Genomic DNA, 13,250 nt, shown 5'->3' with positions numbered 1-13,250 from the left:
CCAGACGCGACTTCTCGCTCCTGATCACGAGTGCGCGGACGCTCAGCGCTCGCAGCTGGGTGCGGCCGCAAGCGGCGCGGTCGGCGGCGGCGCGGCGGGTTGCTGATGGGCCGGTCGCTGATGGGCGGACTGCTGCTCGGCCGGCAGCGGTTCGGCCGCCTGGACGGGGTGTGCTGCCTTCGTGATCTCCTGACCACCCTCGAGCCGACGATGACGGTTGTGCTCGCGCGCCGGAAGCATGCCGATCAGGAACGAGCACAGCGCAAGTGCCGCACAGATCGCACCGGTGACGGGCGTGAGGTGCACGCCGCCGATCCCGATGGCGAGATTGCCCAGCGGCGGCGACAGTGCGATGCCGACATACATGGCCGTGGAGTTCCAGGACAGCGTCACGACGGCGTCATCCGGATCGATCGCGATCAGCCGGTACTGCACGGGCACGCTCGTGCCTGCGGAGACGAGCCCCCAGATCATGAAGACGACAAGGCACGCGACAAGCGATTCGAGCGTCAGCGGCATCACCGCCAGCAGCACGATGATCACCGAGAGCGCGACGACCGCCACGGGCCGGCTGCCGAAGCGATCGGTGAACCTGCCTGCGAAGAAGTTGCCGACGATGCCCGCGAGCCCGTTCGTCATGAGCAGCGCGGCGAGCAAGACGCCGCTGCCGCCCGTGGCGTCAGCGGTGAGGCTCGCGCTGAAGATGAAGACCACGTTGAAGGCAACGACGATGAAGAGTGTCGTGCCGATGCCGCCGAGCACCCGGCGATCGGCGAGCGGCGCCAGCCGATGCCGCAGCGGCGTGACCGGCGGCGTCGGCACTCCGCGAAGGAAGACGCCGATGCCGACCCCGACGACGATGCCCAGCCCCGCCAGGCAGAGCATCGGCAGGCGCCAGCTCGCCAGGCTGCCGAGCGCCGTTCCGATCGGCGCGCCGAGCACGCTGGACAGCGTGAAGCCCAGGCTCACCAGCGCGAGTGCCCGTCCTCGCCGTTCCGGCGGCACGAGCGTGGCGGCGACGGCGCTGGCCGTCGGCACAAGCGCCGCACCGCCCAGCGCCGCGATGGCGCGGCCGCCCATGAAACCGACAGCGCTCGTGCTCAGCGATGCCACGAGCGTTCCCGCCGAGAAGAACACGGCGCCGATCGCCATGAGCATCGCCCTCGGCATCCGCACGAGCACGATGGATGCGACCGGTGCCGCGATCGCGACCACCACCGAGTACACGGTGATCGAATAGCTCACCGTCGACTGCGTCGCCTTCAGGCCGTGCGCGATCTCCGGCAGCAGACCGGCGATGATCGACGCGTTCGTGCCGACCATGAACAGGGCGGAGGCGAGCAGAAGCAGCTTGACCGTCGCACCCCGGTACGCGGAGGCAGCCGGCGTGACGAATCCCCTCTCGCTCGCCGGCTCCTCCGCGGCGGTCATCGGCCGACTCTGCCGAAGAGGGATGCGATCGGTGCGATCACCAGCGGGCGCGCGGCAACCCATCCGGCGGCCATGACCACGAGCGAGGCGACGAAGATCCAGAAGCCGACCCAGTTCACCTGGTCGGATCCGCCGTACATGTGGTTGAGGTTGCGCAGGGCGCCGGTGGCGAACACCAGCGCGACGTGCACCACGATGAACGCCACGAAGTAGATCATCACGGGGAAGTGGATGGCCCTGGCCACCTCCACCGGGTACAGCTTGCTCAGGCGCTCGGCCTTCTTGGGCCACAGGCCAGACATCCGGATGCCCGTCGCCGCCGCCAGCGGCGCCGCGAGGAAGATCGTCGCGAAGTAGGCGAGCTGCTGCAGGCTGTTGTAGTTGACCCAGCCGTCGTCCGTCGGCCACTGCAGCGACGCGTAGTTCAGTGCCGCCGTGATGGCGTTCGGGAACACGGACCAGCTGGTCGGGATGACGCGCATCCACTGCCCGCTCGAGAACAGCATCACGAGGAAGACCACGCCGTTGACGACCCACAACAGGTCGAGCGACTGGTGCAGCCACAGCGTGAGGCTGATCTTGCGGCTCGGGTTCCAGCGCGGCGTCCAGTTCGCCTTGGGCCGCTGCTCCCGGCGCACCTGGATGCCGGACCGGATGATCAGCAGGATGAAGAACGCGTTGAGGAAGTGCTGCCAATTCAGCCAGCCGGGGAACCCGACGGGAGCGTTCTTCGGCAACGGATAGTCACCCGGATACGTCTTCACGAAGTCCCGCACGAACTGGAATGTGAACAGACCGCGAGCGGCGAGGATGAGGATTCCCACCACGATCACCGCCCCGACGACCGCGCCGATCGAGCGCCAGACCCACTGCTTCAGCGTGAACCCTCGATAGAGCTTCGGCTCGGCGGCCGGCTGGGCGGTGGTCCTGGCCGGAGCCGTCGGCCCGGCGGCAGGCTTTGCCGGGGCCGCCGATGCGGCCGCCGCGACGACCGGCGCACGAGCAGGAGCAGGCGCACGAGCAGGAGCAGGCGCACGAGCAGGAGCAGGAGCAGGAGCAGGAGCAGGAGCAGGTGACGGTGTCACCGCGGATGCGACGGCAGGAGCTGACCTGCTCGGCGCGTTCGCTGCAACGGACGGCTCCGCAGGAGCGGCTGTCGCAGCCGGGGGTACGGCCGGCGGCTGCGTCGCGGACTCAGGCGTGGCCGATATCGCGGGCGTGGCCGACGCGGCGGGCGCCGATGTCACGGCCGGCGTCGTGACCGTTTCGGCCCCGGCAGGCTCAGTGGGCTCGGCCGCACTGGCCGCGGCGACGGCACCCGCCGCGGCGAGTGCTGCGGCGTCGGGCACCGGGGGCCACGGTTCCCCGCCGCGGGCGCGCGGCAGGCCGCGACGGAAACGGACCGGCATCGCGGCCGGTTCAGCAGCGACGGACGGACTCGCCGCGACGACCGCCGGAGCGGCGGCCTGCGACATCGCGACCGGTGCGGATTCCGCACTGGTGGCATCCGCAGCGCGGGGCTCGGGCGCAGAGGCGGCACCGGCGAGCGGTGCAGCAGCGGATGTCGCTCCGACGGCCGCAGCAGGCGTGCCGGAGGCCGACGACGCGAGGACGGCCGCGGCGAAGGCTTCGGGCGGCCAGGATTCACCGCCGCTCACCCGCGGCAGACCGCGCCGAACGCGAGAGGTCGCTCGTCCTTGACGGGCACCGCTGCCCGCTGCAGCGCCACCCGTCGCCGCGCCGGATGCGGCAGCCGCCCCGGCGGGCGCTGGCGCCTCCACCGAAGCGACCGCGTCTGTGTTGACCGCCGCTATGCTGACCGCTGCTGCGCTGTCCCCGCCGGCGTTGTCCACCCCTGTGTTGGCCGGGCCGGTGTTGTCGACCCCGGCGGCCGGCGCCGCGGCAGCTCTGACGGCCTCCGACGCCGCCGCAGCCGCGGCCGGCGCGGCGTCTGCGGACGCCGTTGAGGCACGGCGCACGACAGGTACCTCGGCGGCGTCCGGCCACGGCGTACCGCCGTGCACCCGCGGAAGTCCGCGGCGGATAGGGCGCGAGCCCACCTGAAGTGCCATGGACCTCAGCTCCGCTTCGACTCGAGGGCCGAGATCAGCTGCGGAACCACCTCGAACACGTCTCCCACGACACCGAAGTCCGCGATGTCGAAGATGGGCGCGTCGCCGTCCTTGTTGATGACGACGATCGTCTTCGCCGTCTGCATGCCCGCCAGGTGCTGGATGGCGCCGGAGATTCCGAGCGCGACGTACAGCTGCGGCGAGACGGAGACGCCGGTCTGGCCGACCTGATGGGCATACGGCACGTAACCGGCGTCGACGGCGGCGCGCGAGGCGCCGACCGCTGCACCGAGCACGTCGGCGAGCCGGCCGACCAGTTCGAACTGCTCCTTGGATCCGAGTCCGCGTCCGCCGGAGACGACACGGGAGGCACCGCGGAGCTCCGGGCGCTCGGACGCGCTCTCCGTCTGCTCACGCGAGAGCACGGTCACGACGGGGGTCGTCGCCTCCAGCTGAATACGCTCCACGGACGGAGTGACGGCGGCGGGTGCGACATCCACGGATCCCGCGCGCAGCGTGATGACGGCCGTGCCGAACGTGACGGCCGAGTCCACGTTGTACGCGCCGCCGTACACGGAGTGGTGCGCGACCACTCCCTCCTCGTCGCGCGAGACGGCGATGGCATCGGCGGCGAGCGCGTTGCCGCTGCGCACGGCGAACCGTGCGGCCGCATCGCGCGAGTCGATGGTGTTGGAGACCAGCACCGCCTCCGGCTGCACGAGGGCCGCAGCCGCCGAGAGGGCATCCGCATACGCGGCGCTCGGAACGGATGTCTCACCCGTCCCCTCAGCGATGAGCACGTGTGCGGCGCCGAGGCCGCCGAGTGCCGTGGCCGCCGCATCCGCTGCAGCAGAGGGGACCACCGCGACGACGACCGGGGTGCCCACTCCGGCCGCCGTCGCGACGAGTTGCGCCGCGGACTTCGCTGGCACGCCGTCGGTCGACACCTCGGCCAGGATCAGGATGGAGTTCTCGGGGTAGTCGGCCATGGTCACACCAGTCCCTTCTGGGCGAGGAAGTCCGCCAGCTGCTGCGCGGCGGTGCCGTCGTCGATGACCTTCACGCCAGCGCCGCGGGGCGGACGTTCCGCGACCGCGATCATGATCGAGCGGGGGTTCAGCGCGTCGGGGTCCACCCCGAGCGAGGACAGCGTGAGCGTGTCGAACGGCTTCTTCTTCGCGGCCATGATGCCCTTGAGACTCGCGAAACGCGGATCGGGCAGCTGCTCGGTGATCGAGATGACAGCGGGGAGCTGCGCTTCGACCTTCATGCGTCCGCCGTCGGCTGCACGATCGCCGCGCACGACGCCGTCCGCGATCTCCACGCTGTCGAGCGCCGTCACGGCCGGCAGTCCCAGCCGTTCGGCGACCAGGGCCGGCATCACGCCGCCGGCGCCGTCGGTGGAGACGTTGCCGGTGATGACGAGATCCGGCGACAGCGTCTGGATGGCCTTCGCCAGAGCCTCGGAGGTGAGCGTGAGGTCGGCGCCCGCGAGGCCGGCGTCGACGACGTGCACCGCGCGATCCGCCCCCATGGCAAGGGCCTTGCGCAGCGAGTTCACCGCCGACTCGGGGCCGGCGGTCAGCACGACCACCTCGGTGCCGGGTGCCGACTCGGCGTAGGAGATCGCGACCTCCGTCGCGCGCTCGCCCACCTCGTCGAGAACGCGGTCGTTCGCGTCCCGGTCGGCCAGACCCGTCTCCAGGTCGAGCTTGCGGTCGCCGTAGGTGTCTGGCACCTCCTTGACCAACACGACGATTCTCATGCTGTGCCTCTCACTTGCCTCTCTCGGTGTCTCCACGGACGGGCGACGCCCACGCCGGTCTGCTGTCGCATGCGGCCGCAGCGTCGCCCCTCCATGGAAACTCTCATGCTGCCGCGGGTCACGCTACCTCAGCGCGAATGTGCCGCGATCGAGCACGATCTCGTCTCTGTCGTTCACGACCTGGAACTGCGCCGGTCCTTCGGACTGCCACACCCTGATGCTCAGCGCCTCTCCCGGGAACACCGGCTTGCTGAAGCGTCCGCTCATGCCGGCGAACCGCTCCGGATCTCCCTCGGCGAGCGCGCCGAGCAGCACGCGGCCGACAACGCCGTACGTGCACATGCCGTGCAGGATCGGCCGTGGGAATCCCGCTCGCGCCGCGAACGCCGGATCCGTGTGCAGCGGGTTGTGGTCGCCGGAGAGCCGGTAGAGCAGCGCCTGATCCGGGCGGGTGGATGCCGTGAGCACGACCTCCGGATCGCGATCGGGCCGCGTCCAGGCATCCTTCGGTCCTGGGATGCCGAACCCGCCCTCACCGCGGATGAACACCGACGAGCGGGTCACCACGAGCGCCTCATCCGATCCAGGCACGCGCCCCGTGGCCTCGCTGACCACGAGAGCACCGCTGCCCTTGTCGTAGATCCCGGTGACGGTGGATGTCACTTCGAGGGATCCGCTCGCCGGCAGCGCGCCGCTGAGCTCGACGCTCTGCTCGGCGTGCACCAGCATGGCCGGGTTGAACTCGCCGATGCTCAGGCGGGATCCGCCGCGGAACTGGTTGAGGATCACGCCGAACGTCGGCAGCACACGCTGCTGAACGCCATGGCTGTTCTCCGTCGTGAACGCCAGTTCGGCCAGCGGATCGTCCTGGCCGGCGCCGACGCCGACCGCGTAGAGCATCGCCTCGTCAGGCGTCCAGCTGACGATGTGGGGTTCGCCGGCGATGCCGACGGCGTCAAGGTTGAGCGTCATCCTCTACCTCCAGGTGATCAGGGCGTCGAGCGCTTCGACCTCGGATCCGCGCACCAGCAGGGGGTTCACCTCGAGCGACTCGAGGCCATCGCCGAGCCGCTGCACGACCTGCGCGATGTGCAGGACTGCGTCGGGGACGGCATCTAGGTCGGCGGTCTGCGTTCCGCGGGCGCCGGCGAGGAGCGCGGCGCCGCGCAGTGACGTCAGGCCAGCCTTGACCTGTTCGCGACTCACGGGCAAGAGGTGCAGGGTGCTGTCCTTGAGCACCTCGACCCACACACCGCCGAGTCCGACGGCGAGCACCATGCCCCACTTCGGGTCGCGCACGGCGCCGACGATGAGTTCGATGCCACCCGAGCGCTGCGGCTGCACGAGCGCTGCGGGGTCCGCAGCACCTGCGCCGTGTCCGGCCTCCGTGACGTCGACGAACGCCTGACGCACGGCCTCCGCGTCGCGGAGATTCAGCTTCACGCCGCCGATGTCGCTCTTGTGCTCGATCTCGTCGGCTGCCAGCTTCACGACCACCGGGTAGCCGACTTCCTCGGCAACGGCGACGGCGTCGTCTGCGGTGCGCACCAGCACGTTCGGCACGACGGGCACGCCGTTCTCGGAGAGCAGTGCGGATGCCTGTCGCTCGGCGAACACGTCGCCCGGCTTCGCGTCCACCACGATCGGCTCGCCGAGTTCGGCGGTCTCGACCTCGGCGGTGATTGCCGCGCGGTACCGCTCGCCCCACGCGGCAGCGCGGCCGAGCGCCGTCATGCCGTGATGGATGCCGCCCACGACGCCCGGGAACCCGCTGGCGTCTGCGACCTTGCGGCCGAACGGCGTGATGTCGGTGATCGTGTTGGAGACCACGATGACCGGCTTCGACACGCTCGCGATCGCTTCGGCCTGGTGCTGGGCGCGGGCCACCGCGACGTCCAGGTCCGACTCGTCGTGCGGCAGGTCTGCCACATACACGATCTGGTCGATGTTCGGGTCGTCCTCGACCGCCTTCAGTGCCTTCACTGCCAGGTCGGGGTCGATCAGGATGTACCCGGTCACGTCGATCGGATTGTGCACGCTCGCGAAGTCGGGCAGCACCTCGCGGAGCTTGTCCTCCGTCGCCTCGGCGAACGACGGGATCTCGATCCCCTCGTCCTCCGCGCGGTCGGAGATGACCTCGCACGCGCCGCCCGACGGGGTGACGAATCCGATGCGGCGGCCGGCGAACGGATCCGTGTGCGACAGCAGCTCTGCCGTCACCATGAGGTCCTCGAGCGAGTCGACGCGGATCACGGCGTTCTGCCGGAACACCGCGTCGACGATGCCGTCGTCGCCCACCAGGGATCCGGTGTGCGCCTTGGCGACACGGGCGCCGCCCTCGCTGCGCCCCACCTTGAGCGCCACGACCGGCTTGCCCGCCAGCAGCGCCTTGCGTGCCACCTCGAGGAAGTCCTCCGGATGCCGGATCGACTCGATGAAGAGCACGATCACCTTCGTGGCGTCGTCCTCGACGAGGTACCGCATGACATCCGTCATCGACACCATCGACTCGTTGCCCATCGACACCAGGAGGCTGACGCCGGCGTTGCGCGTCTGGGCCAGCTGGATGACGGCGCTTGCGAGCGCACCGCTCTGCAGCACCACGCCGATGTTGCCCTTGCGCAGCGGCGTCGTGATCGGCAGACCGTACGGCGTGATGGACGCCGCGTTGTTGACGTATCCGTTGCCGTTGGGGCCAAGGACCGTGATGCCGCGATCCTGGGCGAGCTGCACGAGTTGCGCCTCGAGCTTCGCCCCCTCCTCGCCGACCTCGCCGAAGCCAGAGGTGAGCACGACTGCGGTGGGGATGCCGGCATCCGCCACCTTGCCCATCACCTCGAGCACCACGGCCGTCGACACCATGACGAACGCCAGGTCCGGGGTCTCCGGAAGGTCGTCAAGCGTGGCGTAGGACTGCTGGCCGTGCACGACGATGCCGCGCGGGTTGACCAGGTAGATCGCGCCATCGAATCCGCCCTCGAGCAGGTTCTTGTAGATCGACAGGGACCAGAACGACTTGTCGGTGGCCCCGATCAGTGCGATCGACTTGGGGTTGAACAGCTGCTTCACTCGGTCGACGGAAAGACCGCCGACGGTGCCGGGTTCGGCGTCGGTGCCGGGGAGCAGGATTTCGGTGGCCGTCATGAATCCTCCTTGATCAGATGAGGCCGCGAGGTGGGGGCGAAGTACGAGGTCAGGCGCCGATTTCGCTCACCTTCGCGTGACCCTTGAGGAGGTTGCGGGCGATGGTGCGCTTCTGGATCTCGTCGGTGCCCTCGAAGATGCGCAGGAGGCGCAGCTCGCGGTACCAGCGCTCGATCGGGAGCTCCTTCGTGTAGCCCATGCCGCCGTGGATCTGCAGCACGCGGTCCACGACCTTGTTGGCCATCTGGGTGCCGTTCAGCTTCGCGACGGATGCCGCGTGGCGGTTGTCCTTCTGGTTCTCCAGCAGCCAGGCGGCGTACAGCGTGAGCCAGCGCGCCTGCTCGATCTCCACGTGCGAGTCGGCGATGTGCCACTGGATCGCCTGGTAGTCGGCGATCGGGTGTCCCATGGAGACGCGGTTCTTCGCGTGCTCGATCGCCATCTCCAGCAGACGCTCTGCGGCGCCGATCGCACCCGAAGGGATGAGGTAGCGGCCGTTGCCGATCCACTGCATGGCCAGCTTGAAGCCCCAGCCGACCTCGCCGAGCACGTGGTCGCCGGGAACGCGCACGTTGTCGAAGTAGAGCTGAGCGGGTCCCCACTCGCCCATGGTCTGGATCGGGCGGGAGGTCCAGCCCATCTCGCGGTCGACCAGGAAGCAGGTGATGCCGCCGTTGGCGCCCTTCTCCGGGTCGGTCACGGCGAAGACCATCACGAAGTCGGCTTCGTTGCCGTTGGTGATGAAGATCTTCTCGCCGTTGATGATCCAGTCGTCGCCGTCGCGGGTGGCGCGCGTGCGGATGTTCGTGGCATCCGACCCGGCACCCGGCTCGGTGATCGCGAAGCAGCTTCGACGGTCACCGTTGATGGTCGGGATCAGGTACTCCTGCTTCTGCTTCTCGTTCGCGCCGTACAGGATGTTGTCCGCCGTGCCACCGAAGCCGAATCGCACGAACGTGCGGCCGGTCTCCATGGCGATGATCGAGCTCATGATCGGGCCGAGGTTAATCCCGCCGTACTCCTCCGGCGTGCCGATGCCCCAGAAGCCGGCTTCCTTCGCCTTGCGCTGCAGATCCTTGTACTGGCCGTCTTCCAGGCCGGGGCGGCCCTCGCGCTCGTTGCGCAGCACCTGCGGCTCGAGCGGCACGACCTCCTTCTCGATGAAGTCGCGGACGCTGTCGCGCACCATCCGCTGCTCGTCGGAAAGTGAGAAATCAATCATTTCTTCTGTCTCCAGATTTTCTTGCGTGGGGGTTTGTGGTTGATGGCTCGCGAGCTGATGAGTCAGCCGACGGGTCCGCCTGCGACGTAGATGGTCTGACCGGAGACGTACGAGGCGTCCTCGCTCACGAGGAACGAGACGACGTTCGCGATGTCTTCCGGGCGCCCGACGCGACGCACCGGAATCCGCTCGGATGCCGCCTTCTGCATCTGCTCGAAGTCGACGCCGGTGCGTTCGGCCGTTGCACGGGTCATGTCGGTGGCGATGAAACCGGGGGCGACAGCGTTGACGTTGATGCCGAACGGACCGAGCTCGATGGCCAGCGACTTGGTGAAGCCCTGCATGCCGGCCTTGGCAGCCGAGTAGTTCGCCTGTCCGCGGTTGCCGAGGGCCGAGGTGCTGGAGAGGTTGACGATCTTGCCCCACTTGCCCGGGACCATCTGAGCCTGAGCGGCACGCGACCAGAGGAAGGCGCCGCGCAGGTGAACGCCGAGCACGGTGTCCCAGTCGTTCGCGCTCATCTTGAACAGCAGGTTGTCGCGCAGGACTCCCGCGTTGTTGACCAGCACCCCGATGCCGCCGAGCTCGGCGGCGACGCGCTCGGCGGCGGCCGTGACCGAATCCTCGTCGCTGACATCGCACGCGACGCCGATGGCCCGTCCGCCTGCCGCCTCGATCTCGGCGACGGTGGCGCGGGTGGCCTCCTCGTTGATGTCGACGACGGCGACGGCCGCGCCATCGGATGCCAGGCGCACCGCGGTGCGGCCTCCGATACCCCGGCCCGCGCCCGTGACGACCGCGATCTTTCCTTCTAGCTGAGCCACGTGCCCTCTTCTCTCCACGCCCCGTGAAGGCGGGCGTGCATGAGGGTCGGCGATGCCGGCACGGGTGCCTCCTTTGGAACCATGTGCTTTCGGATGTGTGTCCCGCGGAGAACAGAACCCCGTTCTAGAACACGATTCAGAGAATAGGAGCGTGCCGCGCATCCGTCAAGTCGATCCGTTCGGCGCCGTCCCCGCGTACCGAAACGCGGCACTTCGTCGCGACGCGCCGACGCTGGGCACCGGCCGCCGGCGTGTCGCGACGAAATGCCGCAGTTCGATACAACGGATCGGCGGCGCGCGGCATCGGCAGCCCCACGGCTCACGGGCCGATGGCAGGAATCAGGTCGGACCGACGGAGGAATCAGGTCGGACCGACGGTCCGAGTCGGATCAGGCGACGTCGGGAACGAAATCAGGCGGCGGCGATCCGTCGCACGATGGCGAGCACTTCGTCGATGAGCTCATCGATGGTGCTCTTGTCCTCGACAGCGGCGATGGAACGCTCGCCTTCGACGACGACGGAGGTGAGGATGCGCACCCGCAGCCGGTTGGCAGGCGTGTCCTCAAGCTCCAGCAGGGTCATGTTGTTCTTCATCCACTCGGCGCCCACGTGGCTGCCGAGCACGTCGTATCCGGGAGGGCCGTCACCGCCTCGGAAGAGCAGCGTGAGCCTGGAGTTGTCGCGGGCGACGTCGAGGTAGCCGCGGGATCCGGCGACGAACAGGTCGACGGCATCCGTCACGCCCGCGTGTCGCGCGTCGGCCACCGCGGTCGTCGCCGCCTCGCTGTAGACGGCCTCGAACTCCTCCCAGAGAGCGAGGAAGAGATCCGCCTTGCCGTTGAAGTGGTGGTACACACTGCCAACGCTCAGGCCGGATCGCTCGACGATGTGCGCGATGTTCGCGTCCGCATAGCCCTCGTCGACGAAGACGTCTCGCGCGGCATCCAGGATGGTGCGTCGCGTCTGCTGGGTGCGTCCCCACTGGCGAGCCGGCCGTTCTTCTGCGGCGACTGATTCGGTGCTCACGTGGTGCCTCTCGTGTGGGTGTGCGCGCCCCCTGGGCTCACTCGGCGTTGTCATCGTACGGGGCGACGCCCCGCGATTCTCACCTTGCGACCTCATCCGAGGCCGTGTTAGAACATCATTCTAGAATCAAGTTTGGATTCGCGAAAGCGTTCCGTCATCGGCCGTCATCGTCGCCCCGAGCGAGTGACGGCGGGGCGGAGAAGCGCGCGAATCCGGCATGGAGAGGTCGAAGATGACAATCGCCGTGACGCAGCCGTGGCCGCCCGAGCCCGACTCCGCCCGAGCTGTGGCACCCGCCGTCGAGCACTTGCTCGCGCCCAACGCGAGTTCGTGGACCTACGAGGGAACGAACTCGTACGTCATCGCGAACGGCGGCGCGTCGGTGCTCATCGACCCGGGCATCCTCGACGAGACGCACCTGGAGGCGCTGCGGAGCACGGGGCGCGCGAACGGCCGTGAGGTCGCCTCCGTGCTGCTCACACACGACCATCCGGACCACAGTGACGGAGCCCGCGCGCTGGCCGACTCGCTCGGCGTGCCGATCGTGTGCATGTCGTCCCGGTTCGCCGACGAGTACCTCACCGACGGCCAGGTGCTCGACCTCGACGGCCTCGCGGTGCACGTCATCCACACGCCAGGACACAGCGACGACTCCGTGTGCCTCTGGATGCCAGACAGCGGCACCCTGCTCACCGGTGACACCGTGCTCGGCGCGCGGTCATCGGGCGTGATGGGCAAGCTGGGAGACCTCCTCTCCTCGCTCGAGCTGCTGCGGAACCTCGCAGCGGATCGGGACGTGCTCGCGCTGCCCGGCCACGGTCCCGCGTTCACCGACCTCGTCGCATCCACCACCAAGGTCATCGACGTGCGCACCCGGCGCATCAACGAGCTGCGCGGATACATCGCCGATGGCGACACGACGCTGATGGCCCTCATCAAGCGCCTCTACCCGGACCTCACCGGATCCCGGGCCATGTTCGGCGCTTCCACGGTGATCTCCACCGTGGAGTACCTGGCGAGCCTCGACGGGGAGCACGGCATCGCGGATCCCGATCAGCGCGAGCAGATCCTCGCCGACATCGAGAAGTACAACCGGCAGATGGCCGCCCACGCCAAGGAGCGTGCGGCGGCATCCGAAGGGGCGCACTGAACAAACGACTCCGCACCCCGCTGGTTGAGCTTGTCGAAACCAGAAACGGATCCGAGAACCGATCTCGATCCTTCGACGAGCTCGGGGCACGCCAAGCACCACCAGCGGTTGGTCGACATCGGTAATCAGAAGACCACAGCATCCACCAAGAAGAAAGGGGCGAACGTGTCAGAAGGACCCGTGCCCGTACCCACTCCCGAGACCAAGCAGTTCTGGGAGGGCACCGCGGTCGGGGAGTTGCGCATTCAGCAGTGCACTTCCTGCGAGAAGTACTACTTCTATCCGCGCCCCTATTGTCCTCTGTGCAATTCCGGCGACGTCGAATGGCGGGTCGTCTCCGGAAAGGGAACGCTGGCCTCGTACAACATCAACTACCGGCCCTTCCCCATGTTCAAGACGGATAAGCCGCAGGTGATCGCCCTGGTGCAGCTGGACGAAGGCGTGCGCCTGATGTCCACCATCGTGGGCGTGGAGCCGCTGCCGGAGAACCTTCCGCTCGGATTGCGCCTGAAGGTCGAATTCGAGCCGCGCGGTGACCAGTTCCTGCCGGTTTTCCGCCCGCTCTCCGACACAGCATCCGCCCGGACGGCCGACGCCGCAGAGACGAGGAACTGAC

11 protein-coding genes are annotated in these 13,250 nt (G+C 68.6%); 2 read left to right on the top strand and 9 right to left on the bottom strand.

The genetic code is table 11. The annotated features are described in order from the left end of the window. Positions 1 to 42: 42 nt before the first annotated feature. The 9 genes from ACX9R5_RS05765 to ACX9R5_RS05725 form a co-directional block, all read right to left on the bottom strand. On the bottom strand, positions 43 to 1,431 hold the full coding sequence (locus ACX9R5_RS05765) for an MFS transporter (protein ID WP_459408042.1): 1,389 nt from the start codon (positions 1,429 to 1,431) through the stop codon (positions 43 to 45). Next, positions 1,428 to 3,503, bottom strand: a complete 2,076-nt coding sequence (locus ACX9R5_RS05760; protein ID WP_459408041.1) for a cytochrome b/b6 domain-containing protein — start codon at positions 3,501 to 3,503, stop codon at positions 1,428 to 1,430. Before ACX9R5_RS05760 ends, ACX9R5_RS05765 begins: the two co-directional genes overlap by 4 nt. Before the next feature lie 5 nt (positions 3,504 to 3,508). Then, the gene (locus ACX9R5_RS05755) at positions 3,509 to 4,492 is read right to left on the bottom strand and encodes an electron transfer flavoprotein subunit alpha/FixB family protein (RefSeq protein ID WP_459408040.1); all 984 of its coding nucleotides are present in this window, start codon (positions 4,490 to 4,492) and stop codon (positions 3,509 to 3,511) included. 2 nt (positions 4,493 to 4,494) lie between these two features. Beyond that, positions 4,495 to 5,268: an electron transfer flavoprotein subunit beta/FixA family protein gene (locus ACX9R5_RS05750; protein WP_459408039.1), complete on the bottom strand. Its 774-nt coding sequence runs from the start codon at positions 5,266 to 5,268 to the stop codon at positions 4,495 to 4,497. A 123-nt stretch (positions 5,269 to 5,391) separates the two neighbouring features. Beyond that, on the bottom strand, positions 5,392 to 6,240 hold the full coding sequence (locus ACX9R5_RS05745; protein ID WP_459408038.1) for a MaoC/PaaZ C-terminal domain-containing protein: 849 nt from the start codon (positions 6,238 to 6,240) through the stop codon (positions 5,392 to 5,394). 3 nt (positions 6,241 to 6,243) lie between these two features. Beyond that, positions 6,244 to 8,412 (bottom strand): acetate--CoA ligase family protein, encoded by a 2,169-nt coding sequence (locus ACX9R5_RS05740; RefSeq protein WP_459408037.1) that lies wholly within the window; start codon positions 8,410 to 8,412, stop codon positions 6,244 to 6,246. Positions 8,413 to 8,461: 49 nt separating this feature from the next. Next, positions 8,462 to 9,634 (bottom strand): acyl-CoA dehydrogenase family protein, encoded by a 1,173-nt coding sequence (locus ACX9R5_RS05735; protein ID WP_459408036.1) that lies wholly within the window; start codon positions 9,632 to 9,634, stop codon positions 8,462 to 8,464. 62 nt (positions 9,635 to 9,696) lie between these two features. Next, a complete protein-coding gene (fabG, locus tag ACX9R5_RS05730; protein ID WP_459408035.1) occupies positions 9,697 to 10,458 on the bottom strand; it encodes a 3-oxoacyl-ACP reductase FabG in 762 nt (253 codons plus the stop codon). Between the two features lie 411 nt (positions 10,459 to 10,869). Then, complete coding sequence (locus ACX9R5_RS05725) at positions 10,870 to 11,484, bottom strand: TetR/AcrR family transcriptional regulator (RefSeq protein ID WP_459408034.1); 615 nt, start codon at positions 11,482 to 11,484, stop codon at positions 10,870 to 10,872. A 232-nt stretch (positions 11,485 to 11,716) separates the two neighbouring features. Between ACX9R5_RS05725 and ACX9R5_RS05720 the strand changes: the two genes are divergently transcribed. Continuing rightward, positions 11,717 to 12,634: an MBL fold metallo-hydrolase gene (locus tag ACX9R5_RS05720; protein WP_459408033.1), complete on the top strand. Its 918-nt coding sequence runs from the start codon at positions 11,717 to 11,719 to the stop codon at positions 12,632 to 12,634. Positions 12,635 to 12,799: 165 nt separating this feature from the next. Continuing rightward, positions 12,800 to 13,249 carry a Zn-ribbon domain-containing OB-fold protein gene (locus ACX9R5_RS05715; RefSeq protein ID WP_459408032.1) on the top strand — a complete coding sequence of 150 codons (450 nt, stop codon included), beginning with the start codon at positions 12,800 to 12,802 and terminating at the stop codon, positions 13,247 to 13,249. Position 13,250 lies beyond the last annotated feature (1 nt).

This window comes from Rathayibacter sp. CAU 1779 (genome assembly GCF_054551755.1).
The sequence above is the reverse complement of the archived record's forward strand: the minus strand, read 5'-3'. Positions and strand labels throughout refer to the sequence as shown.

What these genes read in the sequence shown, in the direction of transcription:
- ACX9R5_RS05765 (WP_459408042.1), bottom strand. Translation starts at nt 1,431, where the DNA reads ATGACCGCCGCGGAGGAGCCGGCGAGCGAGAGGGGATTCGTCACGCCG.
- ACX9R5_RS05760 (WP_459408041.1), bottom strand. Translation starts at nt 3,503, where the DNA reads ATGGCACTTCAGGTGGGCTCGCGCCCTATCCGCCGCGGACTTCCGCGG.
- ACX9R5_RS05755 (WP_459408040.1), bottom strand. Translation starts at nt 4,492, where the DNA reads ATGGCCGACTACCCCGAGAACTCCATCCTGATCCTGGCCGAGGTGTCG.
- ACX9R5_RS05750 (WP_459408039.1), bottom strand. Translation starts at nt 5,268, where the DNA reads ATGAGAATCGTCGTGTTGGTCAAGGAGGTGCCAGACACCTACGGCGAC.
- ACX9R5_RS05745 (WP_459408038.1), bottom strand. Translation starts at nt 6,240, where the DNA reads ATGACGCTCAACCTTGACGCCGTCGGCATCGCCGGCGAACCCCACATC.
- ACX9R5_RS05740 (WP_459408037.1), bottom strand. Translation starts at nt 8,412, where the DNA reads ATGACGGCCACCGAAATCCTGCTCCCCGGCACCGACGCCGAACCCGGC.
- ACX9R5_RS05735 (WP_459408036.1), bottom strand. Translation starts at nt 9,634, where the DNA reads ATGATTGATTTCTCACTTTCCGACGAGCAGCGGATGGTGCGCGACAGC.
- ACX9R5_RS05720 (WP_459408033.1), top strand. Translation starts at nt 11,717, where the DNA reads ATGACAATCGCCGTGACGCAGCCGTGGCCGCCCGAGCCCGACTCCGCC.